We start from the raw sequence: 26,247 nt of genomic DNA on the forward strand, positions 1-26,247 counted from the left end.
AAACAAAAACGGCCTGCTCAAATGAGCAGGCCGTTTTTGTTATTGAAGTAAGTCGAGAATTACTCGCCTTTTTCTGCGTTGTCTTCGTTTTTAGCAGGAGCTTCCGGAGCTTCTTCTACAGCTGGTGTAGCAGTAGCTTCTGGCTCGGCTACAACAGCATCATCAGCTGGAGTAACTTCGGCAGCAGCAGCAGGTGCAGCACCTTCAGTTTTAGCAGCGCCTTTACCACCACGACGTGAACGACGGGTTGTAGTAGCAGCAGCAATTTCTTTACCACCGTAAACAGTATTATAATCAACCAACTCAATGATCGCCATTTCGGCGTTATCACCTAAACGGTTTTCTAACTTGATGATACGAGTATAACCACCCGGACGGGTAGCCACTTTCTCAGCAATTTCGCGGAACAGGATAGTAACCGCTTCTTTGTTTTGCAGGTAGCTAAATACAGTACGACGTGAGTGCGTAGTATCGCTTTTTGATTTGGTTACCAAAGGCTCAAAATACACACGAAGTGCTTTTGCTTTTGCTAATGTAGTTTGAATGCGCTTGTGCAGGATAAGCGATGAAGCCATATTTCCCAACATTGCCACGCGGTGGCTTTTGGTACGGCCTAAGTGATTGTGTTTTTTTCCGTGTCTCATTTGTTTGTTTGTTTCGCACGTGCATACCGTTGGGCGGCTGTTGAAGTCAAGCCCGCGGAATTATGCCCTCGCTTATTATAATATAATGAAGGCTTGAGATGCATTGCTAAAGTGGAAGCTTAGCAAATTCTCCCAAACCTATTATCAGAGGATTACTCCTCGTCTAATTTGTATTTAGACAGGTTCATACCAAAAGATAATCCTTTTGATTTAACCAGGTCCTGAATTTCGGTTAAAGATTTTTTACCGAAGTTTCTGAACTTTAACATATCGGCTACATCGTAAGATACCAAGTCAGCAAGGCTGCGGATATCTGCTGCTTTTAAGCAGTTTAATGCACGTACTGAAAGGTCAAGGTCTACCAATTCAGTTTTCAGGATCTTACGCATGTGTAAAATTTCCTCGTCAACTTCTTTGGTTTCTTCTTTAGCCTGAGCTTCTAACATCATGTTCTCATCAGAGAATAACATGAAGTGTTGGATCAGGATCTTGGCAGCTTCTTTAAGCGCGTCTTCAGGATGAATAGAACCGTCAGTAGCAATATCCAAAACTAATTTCTCATAGTCAGTCTTTTGCTCAACACGATAGTTCTCGATAGTATATTTTACGTTTTTAATTGGCGTATAGATCGAGTCTATAGCAATCACACCGATGTTAGCATCAGGGTTTTTATTTTCTTCGCTTGGAACATAACCACGGCCTTTACCAACGGTTAATTCCACCTCTAACGTAACGGCATTGTCCATGTTGCAAATAAGCAACTCAGGGTTTAATACCGAAAAGTTGTTAGAGAATTGCGTAATATCTCCAGCTTTGAAGCTATCCTGTCCATTGATGATGACAAAGATCTTTTCTGAATCACCAGAATCACCAGTTTTTTTGAACCTTACTTGTTTCAGGTTAAGGATGATTTCGGTAACGTCTTCAACAACACCTTTAATGGTTGAAAACTCATGCGTTACACCTGAAAAACGTACCGATGTAATAGCATAACCTTCTAATGATGAAAGTAAGATACGACGTAAAGCATTACCAATGGTTATACCGAAGCCTGGTTCTAACGGACGAAATTCAAACGTGCCTTCAAAGTCGGTTGACTTCTGCATGATAACCTTATCGGGTTTTTGAAATGCTAAAATTGCCATTTATATGCTTTGTTTATTGTTTACTGATGGGGGTAATATGAAACCACGAAAATGACTGACAGAATATGCCAATCATTTCGCAGTTCGATATCGTTAATTATTTTGAATATAACTCGACGATTAAGTTTTCCTTAATATTCTCAGGGATCTCATCGCGGTTAGGGTAGTTTAACAGTTTACCGCTCATGTTAGCAGCATCCCACTCAAACCAGCTATATTTATTAACTCTTTGGCCAGATACTGAAGTAGTAATGGCTTCCAGTGATTTTGATTTTTCGCGTACTGCAACTACATCACCTGCACGTAAAGTGTATGATGATATGTTTACCACCTCACCATTAACAGTGATGTGTTTGTGACCTACCAACTGGCGGGCAGCAGAACGGGTTGGAGCAATACCTAAACGGTATACGGCGTTATCTAAACGAGCCTCTAATAATTGAAGCAAGTTAGTACCGGTAATACCTTCACGGGCAGAAGCACGGTGAAACAGGTTTTCGAAGTAACGCTCTAATACACCGTAAGTGTATTTCACTTTTTGTTTCTCCATCAGCTGTACTGCGTACTCTGATTGTTTACCTCTGCGTTTTGACACGCCGTGCATGCCAGGAGGGTAATTTTTTCTTTCTAACACTTTATCAGGACCGAAGATCGGCTCTCTGAATTTACGTGCAATTTTGGACTTGGGTCCGGTATATCTTGCCATTTTGTTGTGTTTTTAAAGTATCATGCAGCCTGTAGCTACAGAATCTTAGCTTTAAAAAATTAATTAATTAAACTCTTCTTCTTTTTGCAGGACGACAGCCGTTGTGTGGCAGTGGAGTGATGTCTCTGATGGTAGTAACCTCGATACCTGAAGTTTGCAGAGTACGGATAGCTGATTCACGACCAGAACCGGGGCCTTTTACAAATACTTCAACTTTACGTAAACCTAAATCGTAAGCTACTTTGCCGCAATCGGCAGCAGCTTGTGAAGCAGCGTAAGGGGTATTCTTTTTAGAACCCTTGAAACCCATTTTACCGGCAGAAGACCATGAAATAGCCTGGCCGCTGTTGTTGGTTAGGGTAATAATGATATTGTTGAAAGTAGCGTTAACATGAGCCTGACCTACAGCCTCTACAACTACAATACGTTTTTTGGTTACTTTTTTAGCTTTAGCCATTTTTTTAATTATTGAATTAATGAATTACTGGAGTAACGAATATTCCGGACTCATTAACCGTTTGATAATTTTATATTCCTAATGATCTTTGAAGATCATTAATCAATTACTACTTAGTAGCTTTTTTCTTGTTAGCAACAGTCTTACGTTTACCTTTACGGGTACGTGAGTTGTTCTTAGTACGCTGACCACGCAGAGGTAAACCTTTACGGTGACGGGTACCACGGTAGCAACCAATATCCATTAAACGTTTGATGTTCAATTGAACTTCTGAACGCAAAGCACCTTCAACTTTAATTTCGTCGTTGATGATACCACGAATAGCAGCTAACTGATCATCTGTCCACTCTTGAACCTTAACATCATAGCTAATGCCAGCCTTATCTAAGATAGTTTGAGCAGTTGAACGGCCTACACCATAAATGTAAGTTAGACCAATCTCTCCTCTTTTGTTTCTTGGTAAATCAATACCTGAAATCCTTGCCATATTTGTTTTTTGTTTTAATGAACAACCGAACGGCGGGCCACCGTTGTACGGATAGTTCTAATGTTTTTAATTACCCTTGACGTTGTTTGTACTTAGGGTTCTTTTTGTTGATTACAAAAAGCTTTCCTTTACGACGGATGATTTTGCAATCAGCGCTACGCTTTTTGATGGATGCTCTAACTTTCATGTTAATTATTTATATCTGTAGGTTATTCTGCCTTTGGTTAAATCATATGGGCTCATCTCTAATTTCACTCTGTCGCCAGGTAAAATTTTGATGTAGTGCATACGCATTTTGCCCGATATGTGTGCAATAATCTCATGGCCGTTTTCCAGTTCTACTCTAAACATTGCGTTAGATAACGCTTCCCTTATAGTACCGTCTTGCTCAATCGAAGATTGTTTAGCCATATTTTACTGATTATTACTTAATTATCCCGTTCTAAATCGGGATGCAAAAATAAAAAATATTTTTTACAATATTTAATTATTTTTCGCTAAAACTTCTTCTATGTATGAAAATGTAGAAAGAACATCGGCCTGGCCCTTTTTAATGGCTACCGTATGTTCATAATGCGCTGATGGTTTGCCATCTACGGTTGAAACGGTCCAACCGTCTTTCCAAAACTTAACACCGGCTTTACCTGCATTAATCATAGGTTCGATAGCAATTACCATCCCCTCTTCAAGTTTTACACCCGAACCACGTTTGCCATAGTTAGGCACTTCAGGCTTTTCGTGCAGCTTAACGCCAACACCATGGCCTACCAATTCTTTTACCACACCAAAACCATGACGCTCGGCATGTTCCTGTACAGCATAGCCTATATCGCCTACGCGCATACCAGTTACCGCTTTTTCAATGCCCTTAATCAAGCATTCCTGCGTTACACGCATTAGCTCTTTAGCAGTATCACTTACTTCGCCAATACCAAAAGTATAGGCCGAATCACCGTAAAAGTTATTGAGGATCACACCACAGTCAACCGAGATCAGATCTCCTTCAGTAAGTACATGCTCTCCGGGGAAACCATGAACTACCTGATCGTTGAGTGAGATACACAATGAGTTTGGGAACCCATGAAAGTTAAGAAAGGCTGGCACCCCTCCGTTGTCACGGATATAGGTTTCTGCCAGCCTATCAAGTTCTATTGTTTTAACGCCGGTTTTAACAAGCTTTGCTACTTCGCCCAAGGTTTTAGCAACCAGTTGGGCACTTTGGCGAATAAGCTCAATCTCTTCTGCCGACTTAAAAATAATTTTCGACATTCTTAAATTAGATAGCCGGTGGTACGGTACCTGCAGCTGTAGGTACAGCCGTACGTCCCTTTACTCTTCCGGTTTTCATCAGGCCATCGTAATGACGCATTAATAAATGGCTTTCAATTTGCTGTAAAGTGTCTAACACCACACCTACCAGGATAATCAATGATGTACCACCAAAGAAACGTGCAAACTGGCTGTTGATGTGGAACATATTAGCCAGTGCCGGTATAATGGCAATAATAGCTAAGAAAATAGAACCGGGTAAAGTAATGCGTGAAATCACAGCATCAATAAACTCGGAGGTAGCATTACCTGGTGCAACACCCGGTATAAAACCACCATTCTTTTTCATATCATCCGACATTTGTTTCGGATTTACAGTGATAGCCGTATAGAAATACGTGAACAGGATGATCAGGATAGCGAATACCAGGTTGTGTAACCATGAAGTATAGCTCGATAAAGAGATCAGTACGCTGTTAGAAGCTATGTTAGGGAAGAATGAAGAAATTGTAGCTGGGATGAACATTAATGCCTGGGCAAAAATGATAGGCATAACACCTGCTGCATTTACTTTCAAAGGAATGTATTGACGTACACCACCGTATTGTTTGTTACCAACTATACGTTTTGCATATTGAACGGCAATTTTACGGGTACCCTGTACTACCAATATAGTAAACATGATCACACCTATTAATGCCAGTATCTCCACTATAAACACTAATGGACCACCCGAAGCATTTTGACCGCTAACACGTGAGCTAAACTCATCAATGATAGCTGAAGGCAACTGGGCGATTATACCCACCATGATAATTAAAGAGATACCGTTGCCAATACCTTTATCTGTAATTTTTTCACCTAACCACATTACAAACAATGTTCCTGCTGTTAACACAAACACCGAAGTAATGGTAAACATACCTGTACTTAAAGCCGGGTTAATAGCATTAGGTGTTATTTGCGAACGTACATAACCTACGGCTTGCGCTGCGGTAATGGCAATTGTCAAATAACGGGTCCACTGGTTGATCTTGCTGCGGCCACTCTCCCCTTCTTTTTGCAATTTAGCAAAGTAAGGAACTGCAATACCCAACAACTGCACCACGATAGATGCAGAAATGTAAGGCATTACGCCTAAAGCAAAGATAGATGCACGTGAAAAAGATCCACCGGCAAACATATTAAGTAAGCCCAGCAAACCTTCTTTTGATGCCTGGTTGTTTAAAACGTTGGCATCAACACCTGGCAAAGCCACGTACGAGCCTACACGGTATATTAAAAGAAATAAGAGTGTGTTTATAATACGCACTCTTAAATCCTCAATTTTCCAAATATTGGATAATGTGGTGAAAAAATTTTTCATTTAAAATTACAACTTTACAATTGAACCGCCGGCAGCTTCGATAGCTTTTTGAGCCGTTGCAGAAAATGCATGTGCCTGAATATCTAACTTAGCTGTTAACGTACCACGACCTAATATTTTAACCAGGTCGTTTCTTGATGCTAAACCATGCTCTTTCAACGTATCAAAGTTAATTGTACTTACTGAGTAGGTATCGGCTAATTGCTGTAAAGCATCCAGGTTAATACCGTTGTACTCTACACGGTTAGGGTTTTTAAAACCAACCTTAGGTACACGGCGTTGTAAAGGCATTTGACCACCTTCAAAACCAACTTTACTTGAAGTACCTGAACGTGAACCGGCACCTTTGTGACCACGTGTTGACGTTCCGCCACGGCCAGAACCTGTACCACGGCCAATTCTTTTTCTATTTTTAGTAGAACCTTCTGCAGGCTTAAGATTACTTAAATTCATAACATTAAATGTTTTCTACTGCTACCAAATGATTAACTTTTCTAATCATGCCAATGATAGCAGGATTAGCTTCAACTTCAACGCTATGGTTAATTTTCTTTAAACCTAAAGCCTCAACAGTTTTTTTCTGGCGCTCACTTCTATCGATCACGCTCTTAATCTGTGTTATTTTGATTTTTGCCATGACTGATTATCCGTTAAATACTTTACCTAAATTAACGCCACGGTGCTGAGCTACGGTATAAGCATCGCGCAGTTGCGCTAAAGCCGATACAGTTGCTTTTACCACGTTGTGAGGGTTTGATGAACCTTTAGATTTTGCAAGTACGTTATGTACACCAGCACTCTCTAATACGGCACGCATCGCTCCACCAGCAATTACACCGGTACCATTTGCAGCTGGCTTCAAGAAAACGAAACCACCAGAAAATTTACCAATTTGCTCGTGAGGTATAGTGTTGTTAATGATTGGCACTTTTACCAGGTTCTTTTTAGCATCATCAATACCTTTGGCAATTGCCTCAGTAACCTCTTTTGCTTTACCTAAACCGTAACCTACTACACCGTTCTCATCGCCTACTACCACAATGGCAGAGAAGCTGAAAGTACGGCCACCTTTTGTTACTTTGGCAACGCGTTGTATGCTTACCAAGCGGTCTTTTAATTCGATCTCGCTTGTTTTAACTCTCTTTATATTTATTGTTGACATTACTCGTTACGGTTAAAAGTTTAATCCACCTTCACGTGCACCTTCGGCCAGTTGCTTAACACGGCCATGATACAAGTATCCATTTCTATCGAAAACTACGGCTTCGATACCAGCTGCTTTTGCTTTCTCAGCAATCAGTTTACCAACGGCTACTGATTGTTCGCCTTTAGTGCCTGTAGCAGTAAAATCTTTTGATAAAGATGAAGCTGATACTAAAGTTTTGCCGGCAACATCGTCAATAATCTGTGCGTAGATGCCTTTGTTGCTTCTGTACACTGACAAGCGCGGACGTTCTGCAGAACCTGAAAGACGCTTTCTGATTCCTTTTTTAATTCTGTCTCTTCTTGATAATTTACCTGTCATGACTATTATTTCTTAGATGCTGATTTACCTGCTTTTCTTCTTAACACTTCGCCAACAAACTTGATACCTTTACCTTTATATGGCTCAGGAGCACGCAGTGAGCGGATTTTGGCAGCAACCTGACCAATTAACTGTTTGTCAATAGACTCCAGGATAATGGTAGGGTTTTTACCTTTTTCAGCAGTAGTGGATACTTTAATTTCTTTAGGTAATTCAAATACATAGTGGTGAGAGAAACCTAACACTAAATCTAATGTATTACCTGTATTGGTTGCACGGTAACCTACACCAACCAACTCTTGTTGCAAAGTATAACCAGTGGTTACACCTGTTACCATGTTGTTGATTAATGCACGATACAAACCGTGTAATGCTTTATGACGTTTTTGATCGGTCGGGCGTACTACTGTTAATACACCATCTTCTTGTGATATAGAGATATCACTGTCTATCGCCTGCTCAAGCTGACCTTTAGGGCCTTTTACGGTTACAATATTACCTTCATTAACGGTAATAGTAACGCCTGATGGGATAGTAATTGGGGCTTTTCCTACTCTTGACATTTCTTAGTTTCTCCTTACAATTAATAAACGAAACATAAAACCTCGCCGCCAATGTTTTGTACACGGGCTTCTTTATCAGTCATTACTCCTTTTGAGGTAGACAGGATAGCGATACCTAAACCATTTAATACTCTTGGCATAGTAGCTGAGCCTGCATACTTTCTCAAACCTGGTTTGCTGATACGGGTTATGCTGCGGATGGCAGAAACCTTTGTCACGGGGTGGTACTTCAACGCTACTTTAATGTTTCCCTGAGGACCATTGTCTTCAAATTTGTAGTTAGCGATGTAACCTTTGTCGAAAAGCACTTTTGTGATTTCCTTCTTCAGATTTGATGCAGGAATTTCAACAACCCTTTGGTTGGCTTTAATAGCATTCCTTACTCTGGTAAGATAATCTGCGATTGGATCTGTATTCATTATATGAAATTATGATGGCGGTTTCCTTCGCCTTCCCGGCGACGACCTTCCATCGGTTAAAAATTCTTTTGTATTAGCAATTACACGTATATGTTGCAAATTGCCGGCCGCAAAGGTAAGAATTAAATTCTCATCCTGCAACCGGCAATTTATATACCTGTAAGGCTGATTATTACCAGCTTGCTTTCTTTACGCCGGGGATCTTGCCAGCTAAAGCCATTTCACGGAATGTAACACGTGAAATACCGAACTGACGCATGTAACCACGTGGGCGGCCGGTAAGCTTGCAACGGTTGTGCAATTTAACCGGTGATGATGCTTTAGGCAATTTATCTAAACCGATAAAATCACCGGCAGCTTTAAGGGCCGCTCTTTTTTCAGCATATCTTGCTACTAATTTGGCACGTTTTACTTCGCGTGCTTTTACACCTTCTTTAGCCATTGTTTACAGGAGTTTGATTTTTAAATGGTAAACCAAATTGTTTAAGCAATTCTAATGCTTCAACATCATTTGTTGCCGAGGTTACAAAGGTAATATCCATACCTTGTATTTTATTGATCTTGTCAATATTAATCTCCGGAAAAATGATTTGTTCGGTAATACCTAAAGTATAGTTACCTTTTCCGTCAAAACCTTTATCGTTAATGCCTTTGAAGTCACGGATACGTGGCAATGCTACGGCAATTAAACGGTCAAGAAACTCGTACATGTTGTTATCGCGTAAAGTTACACGTACACCAACCGGCATACCTTTACGTAATTTAAAGTTCGAGATATCTTTTTTAGATTTTGATGCTACTGGTTTTTGACCGGTAATTGTGGCCAATTCAGTAATGGTAGTATCAATCAGTTTCTTATCAGTAGTAGCTGCACCAACACCTTGGTTGATAGCAATTTTCTCCAATTTTGGAACCTGCATTACGCTTTTGTACTGAAATTTATCTTTCAGTGCGGTGCGGATCTCCTCTTTGTATTTGGATTTTAATCTTGGAACGTAAGACATTATTTAATTTCCTCCCCTGATTTTTTTGCTACTCTAACTAATTTACCGGCATCATTCAATTTACGGCCTACACGTGTAGTTTCACCTGTTTTAGGATCAACCAGTGCAAGGTTTGAAATATGAATAGCGGCTTCTTTCTTAACGATACCACCGTTAGGGTTAGCTGCATTTGGCTTAGTGTGTTTAGATATCATGTTGACACCTTCAACCACTGCACGGTTTTTATCTACGATGATTTCGGTAATTTTACCTTGCTGACCTTTAGAGTCGCCGGCGATAACCTTAACCGTATCTCCTTTACGGATCTTTAATTTAATTTTCTTTTCCATTGTTACAATACCTCCGGTGCTAATGAAACGATCTTCATGAATTGTTTTTCACGTAGCTCTCTTGCAACCGGGCCGAAGATACGTGTACCTCTTGGCTCATCCTGGTTATTTAACAAAACAGCTGCGTTATCGTCGAAACGGATATAAGAACCATCTTTACGACGGATTTCTTTTTTAGTTCTAACTACTACGGCTTTAGATACAGTACCTTTTTTTACGTTACCCGATGGGATAGCGCTTTTCACAGTTACTACAACTTTATCACCAACAGAGGCATAGCGTTTAGCGGTACCGCCTAATACGCGGATAACCAACACTTCTTTAGCGCCGCTGTTATCGGCTACGGTTAATCTCGATTCCTGTTGTACCATCTTATTTAGCCCTTTCTAAAATTTGAACTAATCTCCAGTTTTTATTTTTACTCAGCGGACGGGTTTCCATAATCAATACGGTATCACCAACACCACAAGTGTTAGCTTCGTCATGAGCCATGAACTTGGCAGTTTTGTTTACGAACTTACCATAGATCGGGTGTTTTACTTTCCGCTCTACTGCAACCACGATAGATTTATCCATCTTGTTGCTAACTACCAGTCCGGTACGTGTTTTTCTTAAATTTCTTTCTTCCATTGTTTCGACGCTTAAATTATTGCTGTTCAGAAGCTGACGCCGCTTTACGCTTGGTTATTTCTGTATTTAAACGAGCAACCTCCTTACGTACATTTTTGATACGGATAGGATTCTCAATGGCCGAAACTGCATGGGCAAATTTCAGTTTGGTAAGATTAGTTTTCTCCTCGCCAAGTCGTGCATTCAACTCTTCAGTTGACAGCGCTGATATTTCTGAGCTTTTCATTGTTTGTGAGTTTTTGAGCGGTGAGAGGTAAGTTGGATGCTTACGTCACTCATCTTCTTATTATTAATTATTATTGAGGTTACAGGTTGTAAGCTTTTACAAGCAACTCACAACTTACAACCTGCAATCCACTATGCTTCTACGTAATCTCTACGTACTACAAATTTTGTTTGTACCGGCAGTTTTTGAGCGGCCAGGCGAAGTGCTTCTTTAGCAACTTCCATAGGCACACCTTCTGCTTCGAAAATGATCCGTCCGGGGCGTACAACCGCTACCCAGTATTCCGGAGCACCTTTACCTTTACCCATACGTACCTCTGCAGGTTTCTTAGTTACGGGTTTGTCAGGAAATATCCTGATCCACACTTGGCCTTCACGTTTCATGAAACGTGTTACAGCGATACGTGCAGCCTCGATTTGACGGCTGGTAATCCAGGCCGCTTCAAGGGTTTTTACGCCGAAAGATCCGAATGAAAGCTCAGCTCCGCGAGAAGCTACTCCTTTCATCCTGCCTTTTTGCATCTTTCTGAACTTCGTTCTTTTTGGCTGTAGCATTTTATTAGCTTTTAATATCTAAACGATGTCTGTCTCGACTTTGATTAATTATCTGTTTCCACCTGGGCGTTGACCACCCTGGCCACCTGGACGGCTTCCGCCTTGTCCACCGCGGTTACCACCACCCTGGCCTGGACCACGGTTAGCACCACCACCCTGACCTGGACCACGTTGGTTATTACCACCTCTGCGATCACCACCACCGCTGTTGCGACGGTCGCCACCACGTTGGTTATCACCATACGCTGCTGCGCCTTCTGGGCGTCCACCTCTGCCGCTTGCGCTGCTGGTTGAACCAATGTTAGGGCTCAGGTCACGTTTACCGTAAACCTCACCTTTACAAATCCATACTTTAACACCTATTTTACCATAAGTAGTTAAGGCTTCGGCCAGTGCATAATCAATATCAGCACGGAAAGTATGCAAAGGTATTCTTCCTTCTTTGTATTGCTCGGTACGTGCCATCTCAGCGCCACCTAAACGGCCTGAAGTCATTACCTTGATACCTTCAGCACCCATTCTCATGGTTGAAGCTATCGTGGTTTTCATTGCACGACGGAAAGAGATACGAGCTTCTAATTGCTTAGCAATACCTTCGGCTACTAACTGAGCATCTAATTCAGGACGTTTGATCTCAAAAATGTTGATCTGTACGTCTTTCTTAGTCAGTTTCTTTAACTCTTCTTTGATCTTATCTACTTCCTGACCGCCTTTACCGATAACGATACCCGGACGGGCAGTGTGAATAGTTACAGTGATGCGTTTTAACGTACGCTCAATTACTACTTTAGATACGCCGCCTTTAGCGATACGTACCGAAAGATATTTGCGGATTTTTTCGTCCTCAACTAATTTATCGGAGTAGTTGTTGCCACCGAACCAGTTAGAATCCCAACCACGGATGATTCCTAAACGGTTACCTATTGGATGTGCTTTTTGTCCCATTGTTAATTAGTTGATTTCAGTTTTACTATCCACAATTAAAGTAACGTGGTTTGAGCGTTTACGGATACGGTACCCGCGGCCCTGAGGAGCCGGACGCAGTCTTTTTAACTGACGGCCACCACCCACTGAAACTTCTTTTACATATAATGCGCTATCGTCAATGCTTTTACCTTCGTTTTTAGCTTCCCAGTTTTTAATAGCTGATAACAATAATTTCTCAACGCGGATAGCGGCTTCTTTATTGGTAAACTTTAAAATGCTAAGTGCTTTAACTACGTGCTCACCTCGAATCAAATCTACCACCAGGCGCATCTTACGCGGCGAGGTTGGGCAGTTTTGTAATTTGGCAACCGAAGCTCCTCCTTGCTGAGCTTTCTCCTGCTCTTTGCGCTGTCTGATTAAGACAGACTTTTTGATTTTTGTTGTTGCTTCCATTGCCTGTTATTTTTTCTTTTCTGCGTGACCACGGAATGTACGGGTTGGGGCAAACTCTCCCAGCTTGTGACCCACCATGTTTTCTGTTACATACACAGGGATAAACTTGTTACCGTTGTGTACAGCAAATGTATGACCAACGAAATCAGGAGAGATCATGGAACGTCTTGACCATGTTTTTACAACCGATTTCTTGCTTGATTCATTCAAGGTCAGAACTTTTCTTTCCAGGTTATGATCAATGTAAGGTCCTTTTTTAATCGAACGTGCCATTATTTCTTCCTTCTTTCTATGATATAACGATCAGATGTTTTCTTTTTGTCGCGGGTTTTGTAGCCTTTAGCTAACAAGCCCTTACGTGAGCGTGGGTGACCACCTGATGAACGGCCTTCACCACCACCCATAGGGTGATCGACAGGGTTCATTGCAACACCACGAACGCGTGGACGACGACCTAACCAGCGCTTGCGACCAGCTTTACCTAACACTTCGTTAGCTTTCTCGCCGTTTGATACGGTACCGATAGTAGCTAAACAAGTTGACAGGATCATACGGGTTTCGCTTGAAGGCAATTTGATGATGGCATATTTACCATCACGAGCCGAAAGCTGAGCGTATGTACCGGCAGAACGGGCAATTGTACCGCCTTGGCCTGGGTTAAGTTCAATGTTATGGATGATAGAACCTAAAGGGATGTTCTTTAAAGGTAAAGTGTTACCCACCTCTGGAGGTGAGCCAGCACCTGAAAGAACTGTTTGACCAACGGTCAAGCCTTCTGGAGCTATCATGTATCTTTTCTCGCCATCTACAAAATGTAAAAGGGCAATACGAGCCGAACGGTTTGGATCATACTCGATAGTTGCTACCGTTGCAGGTATATCAAACTTATCGCGTTTAAAGTCAATTATACGGTATGATTGTTTGTGACCACCACCTAAATAACGCATGGTCATTTTACCAGTGTTGTTACGGCCACCTGATCTTTTGTGAGATACTACTAATGATTTTTCAGGAACATTAGTGGTAATATCAGAGTTATCAGCACCTACCCTGAAACGGGTACCCGGTGTTACCGGTTTAAATCTTTTAACTGCCATCTCTCTTTATATTGTGCTATAAAAATCTATTGTTTCACCATCCTTCAAAGTGATGATCGCTTTCTTAAATGTGGCGGCCCTTCCAGACACAACACCAGCTTTAGTAGAACGACTTTTCAATTTTCCGGCATATTTCATGGTATTTACTGCCGTAACAGTTACACCATACATTGCTTCAACTGCTGCCTTGATCTGAATTTTATTAGCTCTTGGATCAACTTTAAAAGCGTAACGGTTCAGTTTCTCAGTAAGCAGAGAAATTTTTTCAGTAAGTAAGGGTTTTCTTAGTACTTCCATGATTACTTAGCGAATGCTTCCTCCAGAGTTTTAACAGAACCTGTAGTTAATAATAACTTACCGGCGTTCAACACATCATAAGTGCTTAACTGATCGGCAGTAATTACCTTGGCTTTTTTCAAGTTTCTGCTTGATAAATAAATATTGTTGTTAGCAGCTGGCAGCACCAATAAAGTTTTCTCGTTGGTGAGGTTTAAATCAGCAACCAGTTTAATGAAGCTTTTGGTTTTTACAGACTCAAAAGTGAAATCTTCTAATACTACTATACTGTTGTCCTGAGCTTTGTAGCTAAGGGCTGATTTACGTGCTAATTGTTTAAGCTTTTTGTTCAGCTTAAAGCTATAGTCGCGCGGTTGAGGACCGAATACACGGCCACCACCGTTAAACAAAGGTGATTTGATGCTACCCGCACGGGCGCCACCAGTACCTTTTTGTTTATGTAATTTGCGGGTTGAACCTGCAATTTCGTTACGTTGTTTCGACTTGTGTGTACCCTGACGTTGGTTAGCTAAATATTGCTTAACGTCTAAGTAGATAGCGTGATCGTTAGGTTCGATTGCGAAAACCGTATCAGACAGTTGCACCTTGGCACCTGTTTCTTGTCCTGATACATTTAATACGTTGATTTCCATCTTATTTATCCACAATTACAAATGAACCCTTAGCTCCTGGGATGGAACCTTTAACAACAATAAGGTTTTGCTCTGCAAATACCTTCACTACCTCAAGGTTTTGAACCTTTACACGTACGTTACCAGTTTGACCCGCCATGCGCATACCTTTAAATACGCGTGATGGCCATGATGAGGCTCCTAATGAACCCGGAGCACGTAAACGGTTATGCTGACCGTGAGTTTGCATACCCACACCGCTAAAGCCGTGACGCTTAACAACACCCTGAAAACCTTTACCTTTTGAGGTACCAACCACATCCACAAAATCTCCGGTAGCGAAAATATCTACGGTAACAGTGTCACCAAGAGCTTTTTCGTCTTCGAAAGTTTTGAATTCAACCAGTTTACGTTTTGGCGTAGTACCGGCTTTTTGGAAATGACCTTTTAAGGGAGCAGAGGTGTTTTTCTCTTTCTTCTCATCATATGCCAGCTGAACAGCTGCATATCCGTCTGTATCAACAGACTTAACGTGAGTTACCACGCAAGGGCCAGCTTCGATTACTGTACAAGGAATATTCTTCCCTGCTTCATCGAAAATGCTGGTCATTCCTACTTTTTTACCAATAATTCCTGACATTTTCTTAATTTGTTTGTTTTGCCCATCGAAGCAGTAGGGCTTCGTTCAAGGCATTTTCCCTGTTTAAGGGAGGGCAAAGATAGGAATTTTTAATTATGCGTCAAATAGTTACATAATTATTTTTCAAAGTTTATCTGATTAATTATTAACACTATACAAACATGATTTTACTGCTTGGGTTGTTGAATCATGCTGCGTCTTCCCAACTGCTGCAATGCACCAAAAATTTATAAAGCGGGCAAACATTAGTCTGAGATAATTATAGAGTTTATAAATTGACATTTGTACATATTAAAAAATCATATTTTGGCAGTAACATCAAACCTATTACAAACATGAAACTTTTAATTAAACACTTTTATTTCCCTGTAAGTATATTATTTTCAATAACATACATTTCATGCAACCATTCTTCAAAAACAACTAAACAAAGCGTACCATCTCCTGTAAAGGAACCGGTTAAAGCAGCCGATACCCACTGGGTAGGTACATGGGAAAGAGATGATAGATTTGACGGCGCATCACTAACAGTTACCCGTATAATTAAAGATTCTATTGAATTTAACCTTTGGGCACAAAGCGGCGGACATACCGGCGAGATGGAGGGCAAAGCCTATATTAAAGGTAACGTAGCATATTATGAGCCCACCGAAGATAAGGCATGTAAAGCAACTTTCACCTTAATGGCCGATTCGGTTATTGTTAAAGCCAATGGCTGCGATTCTTACACTGGTATAGGGGTAACCTTTGACGGGAAGTATACGAACTCCAAAGCACTTGCAAAGACCAGTAAAAAAAGTGAATTGGCATCAATGAGAGTGGTGCTGACCGCCAGTGAAGATTCTGTTTTCAGGAAACTGGTTGGCAAAGATTATCAGACGTTTGTAAGCTGCACGCAACTCACTTATGACGGTGACAACCTGGATGCCGAACTGCAAGCCAAAGTAATTTCGGGAGCAGTAAGAGGCCTATTTACATCAATGGAAAATATCATCATGATAGATTCGACCAAACATATTTGGGCAGCTGTTATTGAGGACAGTGAGCGGGTGAATTATTATACGAACGATAAACAATACGCAAATAAACTACCAAAAACCATCGAAAACTGGCGCCAAACGTTTAAAGATTATCCGGTAATATATAAATCAAAATAACTGCTATCCCTTCATTAATCGCCTGATCATGTCTGCGCTTTGCTTTTGACCTTCGGCTAACCTGTCGCTAAAAAAGGCTTGTACCTGGTTAAAGTGCTTTTTATAACCTTCCATATCGCCATAGTTGATGATAGACGACCACTCGCGCACGGCAGAATGGAACTCCAGGTCGTCGCCCCTAATCGACTTATCATATAATGCTGTTTGGATGGATTCCTCGAGCAGATCTTCGTTTTTAAATAAATACTCGGCAATACCCAGGCGCAAGCGGAATGGCGGAGTTTGCCCTATCAGGTTATCGTACGGGTTAACACCTAAATGGTACCAGGCATCAACCATACTCAATATACTTAAGTGAGAGTTTGGACGACGCTCAGCTGCACTGCCATGAAAAGCAAATTCGTCCATTACGGCATCGTTGAGCATAATGGGTTTGCGGCTTTCATGAAAAACAAAGTCGCGCGCTTTGTAAAGGCGCTCCCTGAACGCTTTTTCTTCCTCTTGAATCATGAGCTTGAACAACTCGGACTCCGACTTCGCATAACGCTTAACCTGGTGCCGGGCGTAAGGATTGAGTATAGCCAACCCTGCATAAACGTGAGCCTTGTAGCTAAAAATACGCAGTGTAATCAAGATCTTAACATTATCTATCCCACCCAGGTATGAAGCATTTTCCCAGGGAAAGAAACCTGCAGCGGCCCAGGCGGTACCCATGCTCTCGAACCCTACGTGCGTTACGGCCTGCGTATCGGCTACGATATGGTCATGCTCCTGGTAATCGGCCAGTTCAACAATGTCTGACCCAATGGAGGTAAACAGATCGAGCATACGCTGATAGGCGGCATCATCTGCACGGTAACGGATGAGGATGAGTTTTTGTCCCGCAGGTTCAAAGCCACCGCCATGCATGGCATGAAAGGTAACAATCTGTGCATCGGCCGGCAGGTATTTATCAAATATGGCTATTTCGGGATGCTTAACGGAGGTTTGTCCGGCTATAATAGCACCATACTTAGCCGAACCGCTGCTTTGAGCCACTACCTCTTCCATCCTATCGGCTTCTACCGAGTAAATGAGCAAGTCGCTTATTCGTGCCACTTGCTTGCTATCATCTATAAGTTTTATTCCTAATGGATCTAACTCTTCTTCAAGTGCAGCACGGTTTTGAGGCAGGTCGCAGCCATGCACCGTGTAACCGGCTTTAGCAAATGCTTTAGCATAAACCTTGCCCATATCGCCCAAACCTATAATTCCTATCAGCATATTCAACTTTATATGAAAATAACCGCCCTATTCGCCTTTATGTAAGTAAGGCCGTTATCATGATTATAAGGTGGTAAATGTAATACTTGCACTATACCCAAACAATAAATGGGAAGCATTAAATCTTATTTACCCTAAGCATAATTGGCAGGTCTAAATTTAATCGATGTTTTTTCATTCTAAATATGACATATTAAATACAGTTGCGTTTATTTGTAATTACTAACTACTTGTTGTATGAATAAATCCGTAGCATTAAAGGCTTTAATATTGGCGATAACCCTATCAGGCACTGTTGGCATGGTATCGGCGCAAGACTCGGCCAAAAAGGCAAAGCCGGCTATTGCCAAGCCGGGGGCCAAACCTACCTGGACCAGGCCTGCAACAGATTACAGAACACAACCCCTTGCCGGTCAACCGGCAGCTCCAGTGAATACAGATAAGAGCCTCAGTGGTCAATATCAATATGTAGCCTCGAAGGTTTATAATTACCAAAAACCACCTTTGGCGGCATTTTATAAAAACGTAACCGACTCATTACGAGCCGAAAGAAAGAAGTCAAGAGAATTACAGCAAAAGCTATCGGCTCAAGGCAAGACCGTAGCCGGATTACAGTCTGACGTTACTGCGAAAGAACAAAGTCTTACCGAATCTAATGCCAAAGCCGATGCTATTAGCTTACTGGGCATACCAGTTACCAAAACATTATACAACACTATTATGTGGGGTTTAGTGATCGTGTTTGGTGCAGTGGCTACCGTTGTTCTGCTACAATCGGGCAGTGCAAGGCGCGAAGCCAAATACCGTATTAAACTATATGAAGAACTGGACGAAGAGTACAAAGCCTATAAAGTGAAAGCTAACGACAAGGAGAAAAAACTGGCCCGCGAACTGCAAACCGAACGCAACAAAATTGATGAACTTTTAGGCAGAAGTTAGCATTTTCGGCCGCAAATAACCGCATTAAAGTGTGGCAAAACTTCAAAAAACTCCATATTTATTCATTTAAATAGAAATGGACTTTTTAAAGAGTTATTTAGGTAGCACGATGTTGCCGGTGATTTCATAAAAACAAAAAAGCTGCTTTAGGGCAGCTTTTTTGTTTTTATGAGTAGTGCTTTTTACTCGGTGCGTAAACTCTTAACCGGGTTGGCCAGCGCTGCTTTAATGGCTTGGAAACTTACGGTAAGCAAGGTAATACTTAATGCTCCAAAGGCCGACACGGCGAAGATCCACCAGGAGATAACCGTACGGTATTCGTAGGCCTGTAGCCATTGGTTTAGAAAATACCAGGACACCGGGCCCGCTATGAAACAAGAAATTAATACCAGCGATACAAAATCTTTAGAGAGCATACTCCACAGGTTGTACACCGATGCACCCAACACCTTGCGCACCCCTATTTCCTTGGTGCGCTGCTCGGCTACGAAAGACGCTAATCCAAAAAGGCCTAACGAGGAGATGAGGATAGCCAGCACGGCAAAAAAGGTAGCCAGGTTGCCAATGCGCTCTTCGCTGTTAAACTTGAGTGCATATTCGGTATCGGTAAATTTGTAGGTGAAAGCATTATCGGGACTGATCTTTTTAAACGCCGCCTCGATTTTAGTGAGTGCAGTTCTTACAGGCATACCCGGTTTAATTTTGATGATGATCACATTAGCCCAGTCATAGTTGAGCATAAACACAGATGGCAGCACCGGTATATACGGCGACTCCATGATCATATTTTTCACCACACCCGTAACGGTAAGCGGCTTATCGTTATACTTTATAACTTGCCCCAATGGGTTTTTAAAGCCCATTAATTTTACGGCGGCTTCGTTCAAGATCACGCCCGATGAATCGGTAGCAAAACTGCGCGAAAAATCACGGCCTTCTTTAATAGACCAGCCAATGGTGCTGCCATAATCATGTGTAACGGCTATAGTGCCTAACACGGGTATGGCATCGGGGTCTTTGCCTTTCCATTCAAAACCTATCTGGTTGCTGCTTATCGTTGTTGCCGGACTTGAGGATTCGGCCATGTTTTCCACCGCACCCGTTTTAAGCAGGTCGGTACGTAGCGCGTCATAATGGCCTACCAGCTCGGGTGTGTTAATTTCAACACCAATCAAACCTTCGCGCTTGTAACCTACCGGCCGGTTTTTAGCATAGTTAATTTGCTGGTATACAATAATGGTTCCTATAATTAAGGTAACAGATACCGTAAATTGTATAACCACCAATACCTTACGCGGCAGGGCTGCAAAACGCCCTGCTTTAAACGTACCTTTAAGCACTTTAACCGGATTAAAACTTGATAAGTATAACGCCGGATAGCTTCCCGATACTAAACCGGTTAATGCAGTAAATGCTAAAGCCGCCAGCCAAAATACCGGGTTCAACCAGGGCAAATGTATTTGCTTGTTTGATAATTGGTTGAAGTATGGCAAAAATAGCAGTACTAAGATGATGGATAACACGAACGCCAGTAGCGCCATCACTACCGATTCGCTTAAAAACTGGGCTATGATCTGGTAACGCAATGAGCCTATTGATTTACGGATGCCTACTTCCTTAGCACGTTTCTCTGACCGGGCGGTACTTAAATTCATAAAGTTAATGCAGGCTAACAACAATACAAAAACACCTATGATACCGAACAGCCATACAAACTTGATGCGCCCGCCGGTAACTTTACCATCGGTAAAGTCGTTATACAAATGCCACTTAGTCATGGGCTGCAGTTGCACCTTATCCTCCCCCGCTACCTCATGAGGCGTAGCAATCTCTTTGATCTTTTTGTTAATACTTGCAAAATCACCCGCATGGTTCACTTCAGCATAAAGCTTTACACTGTGACTATTCCAGTTGCCTGCCAAATCTTTGATCCAGGGTTCTATCTCGGCAAACTTATCCCAGGCATTAAATATTTTCACCTCATAAAAAGAGGTATTGTAAGGCATATCTTCAAATACCCCGGCAACTTTAACATCCACCTTGTTATTAATGCGTATGGTTTTATTAATAGGGTCGGCATTGCCAAACAAAGCTACCGCAAGCGACTGCGCAATTAACGTAGACGATGGATCTTTTAATGCGCTGCGACTGCCTTTCAGCATCTTAATGGTTAGCATTTCGGGAAGGTCGGGCTGTGTCCATAGTCCTATGCTGCTTACGCTTTTATCGCCTGCTTTAAGGCTTAAGGTTTCGTTCCATGAAGTTAATGCCTGCCTTTTTATATCATTAGGATACTTGGTATGCAACTCGGCTGCCAACGGAACGGCAACTGCATCGTGCGTAGTATTATGTCCGCTAAAAACCTGCGTAATTTTTACCTGGGCTACCGTCTTGTAATTATCGTGATAGGTATCAAACGATAACTCATCCCATATCCATAAGCCAATGAGGATGGCTACGGCCATACCCAGCGCTAAACCCAGCACATTAATAGAAGAATACACTTTATTCTTGAGCAAATTGCGCCAGGCAATTTTAAAGTAGTTTTTGAACATGTGTTGTAAGATTATTTTACCATGTTGTTAGTAACCAAGATAATGCCTTTCATATATATAACTAACAATCAATATTTTACAACAAAATCCATAGCATACAGCGTCCGCTTTTGATACAGGTACGTGCGCTTCCGCACATGGTTATCCTTGTTTTCTCAGATTCAAATAAAGCACATAATGTTCGGTATCAAGAGAACATCTCAGCATTTTGTTAAAGGATGTTAAATGAATTTACATAAAGCTTAAAATACGATAGTTTTGAGCAACAGGCTGTTTACTCAGGTCTCAAACTTAAACCCTTGCCTTCATTTATGAAACACTCCTTTTTTCTTCCGGTGCTGGCCTTGTGTATGCAGCCTTGCGTTTCAAATGCACAAAATGCTGTTGACCCACAAATTGCACGGGTAGAAAAAAGCCTGATTGGCCCAACACATACTAAGGGCTTTACAGGGTGGGCACTTAAGGAACGAATGGCCCATTACCATATTAACGGCCTGAGCATTGCCGTTATTCGTAATTACAAAATAGCATGGGCAAAGGGTTATGGCCGGGCCGATAAGGAGCAGCATTTACCGGTAACGCTTCAAACCCGTTTCCAGGCAGGTTCTATCAGTAAATCGGTAAATGCGCTGGGCATACTCACCCTGGTGCGCGATGGCAAGCTTGCTTTAGATACCGATGTAAACCACTACTTAAGCACGTGGAAACTGGCTCAAAGTGGAGGTTCAAAAGTTACTTTAGCTAATCTATTAAGCCACACGGCCGGGCTCAATGTATCGGGCTTTAGCGGTTATACGGCCGGGCAGCCCATACCGTCGGTACAACAGGTACTGAATGGTGAAAAGCCCGCCAACTCGCCACCAGTGCGTATGGTAGAAAAGCCTGGCACCGGCTTTGCCTACTCAGGCGGCGGCGTAACCGTAGCTCAACTTATAGCCATGGATGTTACCCACCAGTCCTATGAGCAACTGATGGATGAAAGAGTGTTGAAACCTTTAGAGATGAGCAACAGTACTTTTGAACAACCTGTTGTAAAACCCAGGGCAGCAGTATTAGCTTCGGGCTATGATGAAAGCGGCCGCAAATTTAAAGGCGGCAACTATCACTTTTACCCCGAGCAAGCCGCCGCAGGCTTATGGACCACCCCTACCAATTTGGCTCGGTTTATTCTTGCGATACAAAAGGCTTTTGAAGGTAAAGACCCCGGCATCATACCACAAACCCTCGCCGCTAAAATGCTTACGCCCTTTATTGATAAACGTGCCGGTTTAGGTGTTTTTATAGATAGCTTAAAAGGGATGGACTATTTTGGACACGACGGGCTAACCTACGGTTTCAGGAGCCTGTACTACGGTAGCCTAAAAGGCGGCAACGGCGTAGTAATTATGACAAACTCGGTAAGTGATGGCCTTATACCCGAAATTGTGAACAGCATTGCCCGGGTGTATAACTTTAAAGGGCTGTATAACTCGGTAGAAGAAAAGAACAAGATAGTAAGCCAAACTATATTACAGAGCTACGTTGGCCGCTACCAGCTTGCGCCGGGCATGATCCTGAACATTTACCGGCAGGCTAACCAACTGCTGGTACAGCTAACCGGCCAAAGCAGTATCCCCATTTTTGCCGAAACAGACCGCAAGTTCTACATTAAGGTAGTAAACGCGCAACTGGAATTTGTAAAAGAGAAAGGCAAGGTTACCAAAGTGATCTTGTACCAAGATGGGGCTGCCAACATTGCACCAAGAATTAAATAGAAAGCTTTCTCTTCATTTGTGAGCTTTACTTGTGGTTGGCGCTGTCATCAACACATAAACGGTTGCTTTTCAATTGAAAAGTTAGTGACTACACTAAATTTTTCGCTGAAGTTTAAGGCCCTTATTATACCTTAGAGCCGATATTAATTTCATGTTGCGTTTAAATTCATTATCATTCGATGAAAGCTTTAAAATTTCTTGTTGCATTTGTAATTGTTGCGATCCTCATGTTTTCATTTTGGATTTACAGATCTTTGCATTCCCCTCACGCACACAATAAGAACAAGCAGTATATACAAATTCCACATGGCTCATCGCCAGGCCAAATACTCATTAAGCTTACTTCTGAAGGAATTATTTCCAGTGAAATTCCGCTGAAAGTATATTTGAAAATTACCGGTACCGGCAACAAGATGCAGGCGGGCGAATATTTATTTAACTCACCAATTACACCGCTTGAAGTACTTGGGGAGCTGAACAAAGGAAAACTGCGGACTGTGAAATTTACCGTTCCCGAAGGTTTTACCCGCTTTGATATCGCCAAGCGAATAACTGAGCAATTTCCGCAAAACCAACCCACGGGCGAAAACGGGGTACTGAACCTTATGGATGATGTTTCGCTCATTAAAGATATAGCTCCGAAAGCTAAAAATCTGGAAGGCTACATGTATCCAAACACTTACGAATTTCCACGCTCTGTTACCACCCAGGCTATAATCGATAAAATGGTGGCAGAATTTAAAAAAGTTTGGAAGCCGGAGTATACTGCCCGGGCGTTAAAACTCAATATGACGCCGCACCAGGTGATAACCATTGCATCGCTTATAGAAACAGAATCGCGATTGGACACAGAACGACCTGTTATAGCCTCTGTAATATATAACCGCCTTAAAAAAGGCATGCCGCTTGGGATAGACCAGACTGCCGTATACATAGCAAAAATGGAAAACCGCTGGGATGGAGTAATTAATAGAAGTGATTTGGAGTCAGACTCTCCTTACAATACCAGAAAGGTTGTAGGTCTTCCTCCGGGACCAATTTCGTCCATTTCTGAAAGCTCAATTAAAGCGGCTCTTCATCCGGCCAGCACAAACTATATTTACTACGTCTTAAACGTAGAGAAAAACGACAAGTCTCATAAGTTTTACGCAACAGCCACAGCTTTTGAACGCGGAAAAGCTGCCTATCAAGCCTGGCTGCAAAAGGAACGCAGATAATAGATCTAAACAATAATCAATCCATCCTTCAACCTGTGGCCGGCATTATCGCCACACTACTTAAACATGCTTTTCTGTACTTAAAGGTGTGGAAACATCATTCTTAGGTTGAATGAGCGCTTAATCAACATTATTTAATTAACTCGTTTGAGTTCTATGTGAACGGTGGTATCTCCAACGACAAGAAGTGTAAGATGATCTTTTGCTGGTAAGTACTTGAGTTCAAGGTCCAGTCCCTTTACATTTCCGGACAAGAATTCACCCTTCTTGTTATAGGTTAAAATAATCCTTTCGGCTGCATCTGATACTTTACTCACGATATACTGGTTACCTTTTTTACGGATCAAAAACCAATCTTTCTCATAAGACAGTTTCTTGTTGGCAGGCTTCCACTTGCCCACAAATTTGTCTTCAACATGCTGGTAGCCAAATAACAGCATAAAATATAGCGAGCATGTCAATATTATTCTCATCATTTGTTTAATCCTCCCATTTTAACATTTGCTTCACAAACATATCTTCAGCTTTATTGCACTAAGCTTTAGCTATCAAAGCTACATAAAGCTGATCAGGCGCAGTAAATTTTTCAAAAATTATTGCAATATATGGCCACGTAAAGCCTACTAAAACTTCGCTCAATAGCTGAATAATTACTCATTAGCTATAAACAAATTTTGTTTTTGATAGTTAGAAGCTATTCAACTTAACCGCTTCTTTAATATGTTTTTTTATTACCAGATACGCAATCATCCTCACAAAACGGTAGCTGTTCCGGAAATTACCTGCCCGCTTTGCCATACCGCAGGCCATATGGAAATGAACTTTATGCAAAAGTATGCCTGGGTATTTGGGCCAATTGCCCCGTCGGGTAAATTTGCTATGGCATTTTGCGACCATTGTAAAAACCACGTCCCCGCAGTAAGATGGACGGATGAGATGGACACTGTGTTTCAGCTTCACAAAAGAGAATTAAAAACCCCGCGCAGGTTATACCGTGGTTTAATTGTTTTCCCGCTTGCCATGGTTGCAATTGTTGGTGCTATAATACTGGTTACTAAAGTTAAGGGCAATAAGCAGCAGGGTAACCAGGCTTTGGTTAAAGAAGCTATTGCTCACCCGCGTAAGGGCGATATTTTCCAAATCAATCAATCGGATGGGACGAATACCAACTACACCTATTTTAAGGTGGCCAGCACCCGTGGCGACAGCATTTACATGTACCCGTCGACCGTTCACTTAACCGATATGAAAGACATGAAGCAATGGGATGAAATTCCGGTTGCAGATGATGCCTATGAAAAAACGCCCATAGCTTTTTCAATTAAACAGGCACAAACGTCGGACATGTTTATGTACAATACGCAGCCGACACAGTACGGTATTGTATGGAGTTTATATCGTGACGGTCAATTATATAAAAAATATTAACCATGGCTTTAGAAGAGAACAAGAACCGGAAAATGCAATTTGGCAACCCCTATGCCGATTATGAGTATTACGGAAAGCACTCAAAGCGCACCTGGCCTTCTATGGTAGTGGGCTTATTGTTTGGAATAGGCCTTTGCTATTTTGCCTGGTACCGCTGGCACGAAATTAACATGGCCGAAGTTATGGGCGGCACGGTATCATTAACCAGCATTGAATGGATTCTGTATAAGGTAGGCGGTAAATGGATATTGAGCGGTATACTATTCTTATGCGGGGTTGGCTTTGCCTACCTGGGCGTACATAACTATAGACGACTGGAGAAAATGAAAGTGGAAGGGTGATAGGTCTCCTGTGGTCGGTGTTATCACCGCACCACTTAGACGGTTTACCTGTCGCTTTGAAGGTTGGTGATAACACCAACCTTAGGCTGAAAACTTGTCATATCGAACGATAGTGAGATATCCTGTTCGGGTGTGCATGTTGCAGCCTTTTAAATAGTTGCCAGATTTCTCGTTATCACTCGAAATGACAAGGAACACCTTACCTGTCATATCGAACGATAGTGAGATATCCTATACAGTAGAT

General features: G+C 41.9%; 38 protein-coding genes. 6 read left to right on the top strand and 32 right to left on the bottom strand.

The features are described 5' to 3' along the window. Positions 1-59 precede the first annotated feature (59 nt). The 29 genes from rplQ to rplC form a co-directional block, all read right to left on the bottom strand. Positions 60-644: a 50S ribosomal protein L17 gene (rplQ, locus tag IEV61_RS12630; RefSeq protein WP_188417198.1), complete on the bottom strand. Its 585-nt coding sequence runs from the start codon at positions 642-644 to the stop codon at positions 60-62. A gap of 152 nt (positions 645-796) precedes the next feature. Further along, positions 797-1,789, bottom strand: a complete 993-nt coding sequence (locus tag IEV61_RS12635; RefSeq protein ID WP_188417199.1) for a DNA-directed RNA polymerase subunit alpha — start codon at positions 1,787-1,789, stop codon at positions 797-799. Positions 1,790-1,886: 97 nt separating this feature from the next. Continuing rightward, entirely contained in the window at positions 1,887-2,495 is a 609-nt protein-coding gene (gene rpsD / locus IEV61_RS12640; RefSeq protein WP_188417203.1) for a 30S ribosomal protein S4, read from the bottom strand. A 67-nt stretch (positions 2,496-2,562) separates the two neighbouring features. After that, the gene (rpsK, locus tag IEV61_RS12645; RefSeq protein ID WP_188417205.1) at positions 2,563-2,952 is read right to left on the bottom strand and encodes a 30S ribosomal protein S11; all 390 of its coding nucleotides are present in this window, start codon (positions 2,950-2,952) and stop codon (positions 2,563-2,565) included. A gap of 109 nt (positions 2,953-3,061) precedes the next feature. Next, complete coding sequence (rpsM, locus tag IEV61_RS12650; protein ID WP_188417207.1) at positions 3,062-3,439, bottom strand: 30S ribosomal protein S13; 378 nt, start codon at positions 3,437-3,439, stop codon at positions 3,062-3,064. A 70-nt stretch (positions 3,440-3,509) separates the two neighbouring features. Continuing rightward, positions 3,510-3,626 (bottom strand): 50S ribosomal protein L36, encoded by a 117-nt coding sequence (rpmJ, locus tag IEV61_RS12655; RefSeq protein ID WP_157539780.1) that lies wholly within the window; start codon positions 3,624-3,626, stop codon positions 3,510-3,512. Positions 3,627-3,631: 5 nt separating this feature from the next. After that, a complete protein-coding gene (infA, locus tag IEV61_RS12660) occupies positions 3,632-3,850 on the bottom strand; it encodes a translation initiation factor IF-1 (protein ID WP_022833270.1) in 219 nt (72 codons plus the stop codon). Between the two features lie 72 nt (positions 3,851-3,922). After that, positions 3,923-4,708, bottom strand: a complete 786-nt coding sequence (gene map, locus IEV61_RS12665) for a type I methionyl aminopeptidase (RefSeq protein WP_188417209.1) — start codon at positions 4,706-4,708, stop codon at positions 3,923-3,925. A gap of 7 nt (positions 4,709-4,715) precedes the next feature. Then, complete coding sequence (secY, locus tag IEV61_RS12670) at positions 4,716-6,074, bottom strand: preprotein translocase subunit SecY (RefSeq protein WP_188417211.1); 1,359 nt, start codon at positions 6,072-6,074, stop codon at positions 4,716-4,718. Positions 6,075-6,080: 6 nt separating this feature from the next. Beyond that, a complete protein-coding gene (gene rplO / locus IEV61_RS12675; protein ID WP_188417213.1) occupies positions 6,081-6,527 on the bottom strand; it encodes a 50S ribosomal protein L15 in 447 nt (148 codons plus the stop codon). A gap of 4 nt (positions 6,528-6,531) precedes the next feature. Continuing rightward, the gene (gene rpmD, locus IEV61_RS12680; protein WP_157539784.1) at positions 6,532-6,711 is read right to left on the bottom strand and encodes a 50S ribosomal protein L30; all 180 of its coding nucleotides are present in this window, start codon (positions 6,709-6,711) and stop codon (positions 6,532-6,534) included. 6 nt (positions 6,712-6,717) lie between these two features. Further along, the gene (gene rpsE / locus IEV61_RS12685) at positions 6,718-7,236 is read right to left on the bottom strand and encodes a 30S ribosomal protein S5 (protein ID WP_188417215.1); all 519 of its coding nucleotides are present in this window, start codon (positions 7,234-7,236) and stop codon (positions 6,718-6,720) included. Positions 7,237-7,248: 12 nt separating this feature from the next. Continuing rightward, positions 7,249-7,599, bottom strand: a complete 351-nt coding sequence (gene rplR, locus IEV61_RS12690; protein WP_188417217.1) for a 50S ribosomal protein L18 — start codon at positions 7,597-7,599, stop codon at positions 7,249-7,251. Between the two features lie 5 nt (positions 7,600-7,604). After that, positions 7,605-8,162, bottom strand: coding sequence for a 50S ribosomal protein L6 (gene rplF, locus IEV61_RS12695; protein WP_188417219.1), 558 nt, complete (start codon positions 8,160-8,162; stop codon positions 7,605-7,607). A 20-nt stretch (positions 8,163-8,182) separates the two neighbouring features. Next, positions 8,183-8,581 carry a 30S ribosomal protein S8 gene (rpsH, locus tag IEV61_RS12700; protein ID WP_188417221.1) on the bottom strand — a complete coding sequence of 133 codons (399 nt, stop codon included), beginning with the start codon at positions 8,579-8,581 and terminating at the stop codon, positions 8,183-8,185. A gap of 172 nt (positions 8,582-8,753) precedes the next feature. Then, positions 8,754-9,023 (bottom strand): 30S ribosomal protein S14, encoded by a 270-nt coding sequence (gene rpsN, locus IEV61_RS12705; RefSeq protein ID WP_188417223.1) that lies wholly within the window; start codon positions 9,021-9,023, stop codon positions 8,754-8,756. Then, entirely contained in the window at positions 9,016-9,585 is a 570-nt protein-coding gene (gene rplE, locus IEV61_RS12710; RefSeq protein WP_188417225.1) for a 50S ribosomal protein L5, read from the bottom strand. Before rplE ends, rpsN begins: the two co-directional genes overlap by 8 nt. Then, positions 9,585-9,914: a 50S ribosomal protein L24 gene (rplX, locus tag IEV61_RS12715; RefSeq protein WP_188417227.1), complete on the bottom strand. Its 330-nt coding sequence runs from the start codon at positions 9,912-9,914 to the stop codon at positions 9,585-9,587. Before rplX ends, rplE begins: the two co-directional genes overlap by 1 nt. Positions 9,915-9,916: 2 nt before the next feature. Further along, positions 9,917-10,285: a 50S ribosomal protein L14 gene (rplN, locus tag IEV61_RS12720; protein ID WP_188417229.1), complete on the bottom strand. Its 369-nt coding sequence runs from the start codon at positions 10,283-10,285 to the stop codon at positions 9,917-9,919. 1 nt (position 10,286) lies between these two features. After that, positions 10,287-10,544, bottom strand: a complete 258-nt coding sequence (gene rpsQ / locus IEV61_RS12725) for a 30S ribosomal protein S17 (protein WP_188417231.1) — start codon at positions 10,542-10,544, stop codon at positions 10,287-10,289. A 16-nt stretch (positions 10,545-10,560) separates the two neighbouring features. Then, positions 10,561-10,770: a 50S ribosomal protein L29 gene (rpmC, locus tag IEV61_RS12730; RefSeq protein WP_188417233.1), complete on the bottom strand. Its 210-nt coding sequence runs from the start codon at positions 10,768-10,770 to the stop codon at positions 10,561-10,563. A gap of 131 nt (positions 10,771-10,901) precedes the next feature. Then, positions 10,902-11,324, bottom strand: coding sequence for a 50S ribosomal protein L16 (rplP, locus tag IEV61_RS12735; protein WP_188417235.1), 423 nt, complete (start codon positions 11,322-11,324; stop codon positions 10,902-10,904). 48 nt (positions 11,325-11,372) lie between these two features. Further along, positions 11,373-12,269, bottom strand: coding sequence for a 30S ribosomal protein S3 (rpsC, locus tag IEV61_RS12740; protein WP_188417237.1), 897 nt, complete (start codon positions 12,267-12,269; stop codon positions 11,373-11,375). A 6-nt stretch (positions 12,270-12,275) separates the two neighbouring features. After that, positions 12,276-12,704 (bottom strand): 50S ribosomal protein L22, encoded by a 429-nt coding sequence (gene rplV, locus IEV61_RS12745; RefSeq protein ID WP_188417239.1) that lies wholly within the window; start codon positions 12,702-12,704, stop codon positions 12,276-12,278. Positions 12,705-12,710: 6 nt separating this feature from the next. Beyond that, positions 12,711-12,977, bottom strand: coding sequence for a 30S ribosomal protein S19 (gene rpsS / locus IEV61_RS12750; RefSeq protein ID WP_076377419.1), 267 nt, complete (start codon positions 12,975-12,977; stop codon positions 12,711-12,713). Further along, positions 12,977-13,801, bottom strand: a complete 825-nt coding sequence (rplB, locus tag IEV61_RS12755; protein WP_188417241.1) for a 50S ribosomal protein L2 — start codon at positions 13,799-13,801, stop codon at positions 12,977-12,979. Before rplB ends, rpsS begins: the two co-directional genes overlap by 1 nt. A 6-nt stretch (positions 13,802-13,807) precedes the next feature. Beyond that, on the bottom strand, positions 13,808-14,098 hold the full coding sequence (gene rplW / locus IEV61_RS12760; protein ID WP_188417243.1) for a 50S ribosomal protein L23: 291 nt from the start codon (positions 14,096-14,098) through the stop codon (positions 13,808-13,810). 2 nt (positions 14,099-14,100) lie between these two features. Then, on the bottom strand, positions 14,101-14,730 hold the full coding sequence (gene rplD, locus IEV61_RS12765) for a 50S ribosomal protein L4 (RefSeq protein ID WP_188417245.1): 630 nt from the start codon (positions 14,728-14,730) through the stop codon (positions 14,101-14,103). 1 nt (position 14,731) lies between these two features. Then, positions 14,732-15,349 (bottom strand): 50S ribosomal protein L3, encoded by a 618-nt coding sequence (gene rplC, locus IEV61_RS12770; RefSeq protein WP_188417247.1) that lies wholly within the window; start codon positions 15,347-15,349, stop codon positions 14,732-14,734. 335 nt (positions 15,350-15,684) lie between these two features. On the opposite strand from rplC, the gene IEV61_RS12775 reads away from it, so the two are divergent. Then, a complete protein-coding gene (locus IEV61_RS12775) occupies positions 15,685-16,506 on the top strand; it encodes a hypothetical protein (RefSeq protein ID WP_188417249.1) in 822 nt (273 codons plus the stop codon). Between the two features lie 3 nt (positions 16,507-16,509). Here IEV61_RS12775 and IEV61_RS12780 read toward each other — a convergent pair whose 3' ends face one another. Further along, a complete protein-coding gene (locus IEV61_RS12780; RefSeq protein ID WP_188417251.1) occupies positions 16,510-17,769 on the bottom strand; it encodes a prephenate dehydrogenase in 1,260 nt (419 codons plus the stop codon). A 237-nt stretch (positions 17,770-18,006) separates the two neighbouring features. Between IEV61_RS12780 and IEV61_RS12785 the strand changes: the two genes are divergently transcribed. After that, the gene (locus tag IEV61_RS12785) at positions 18,007-18,708 is read left to right on the top strand and encodes a hypothetical protein (RefSeq protein WP_188417253.1); all 702 of its coding nucleotides are present in this window, start codon (positions 18,007-18,009) and stop codon (positions 18,706-18,708) included. A 182-nt stretch (positions 18,709-18,890) separates the two neighbouring features. Here the strand turns inward: IEV61_RS12785 and IEV61_RS12790 are convergent, their stop codons facing one another. After that, complete coding sequence (locus IEV61_RS12790; protein WP_188417255.1) at positions 18,891-21,263, bottom strand: ABC transporter permease; 2,373 nt, start codon at positions 21,261-21,263, stop codon at positions 18,891-18,893. 311 nt (positions 21,264-21,574) lie between these two features. On the opposite strand from IEV61_RS12790, the gene IEV61_RS12795 reads away from it, so the two are divergent. Both IEV61_RS12795 and mltG read left to right on the top strand, forming a co-directional pair. Continuing rightward, complete coding sequence (locus tag IEV61_RS12795; RefSeq protein WP_188417257.1) at positions 21,575-23,017, top strand: serine hydrolase; 1,443 nt, start codon at positions 21,575-21,577, stop codon at positions 23,015-23,017. A gap of 179 nt (positions 23,018-23,196) precedes the next feature. After that, positions 23,197-24,234, top strand: a complete 1,038-nt coding sequence (gene mltG / locus IEV61_RS12800) for an endolytic transglycosylase MltG (RefSeq protein ID WP_188417259.1) — start codon at positions 23,197-23,199, stop codon at positions 24,232-24,234. Between the two features lie 134 nt (positions 24,235-24,368). Here mltG and IEV61_RS12805 read toward each other — a convergent pair whose 3' ends face one another. Further along, positions 24,369-24,710, bottom strand: coding sequence for a hypothetical protein (locus IEV61_RS12805; RefSeq protein ID WP_188417261.1), 342 nt, complete (start codon positions 24,708-24,710; stop codon positions 24,369-24,371). Between the two features lie 244 nt (positions 24,711-24,954). Here IEV61_RS12805 and IEV61_RS12810 point away from each other — a divergent pair, with 244 nt between their 5' ends. Together IEV61_RS12810 and IEV61_RS12815 are read left to right on the top strand one after the other, a co-directional pair. After that, entirely contained in the window at positions 24,955-25,662 is a 708-nt protein-coding gene (locus IEV61_RS12810; RefSeq protein ID WP_188417263.1) for a hypothetical protein, read from the top strand. A gap of 2 nt (positions 25,663-25,664) precedes the next feature. Further along, entirely contained in the window at positions 25,665-26,003 is a 339-nt protein-coding gene (locus tag IEV61_RS12815) for a hypothetical protein (RefSeq protein WP_188417265.1), read from the top strand. The last annotated feature ends 244 nt before the right edge of the window (positions 26,004-26,247 follow it).

This window comes from Mucilaginibacter galii (assembly GCF_014635825.1).
GTDB classification, from domain to species: Bacteria; Bacteroidota; Bacteroidia; order Sphingobacteriales; family Sphingobacteriaceae; genus Mucilaginibacter; species Mucilaginibacter galii.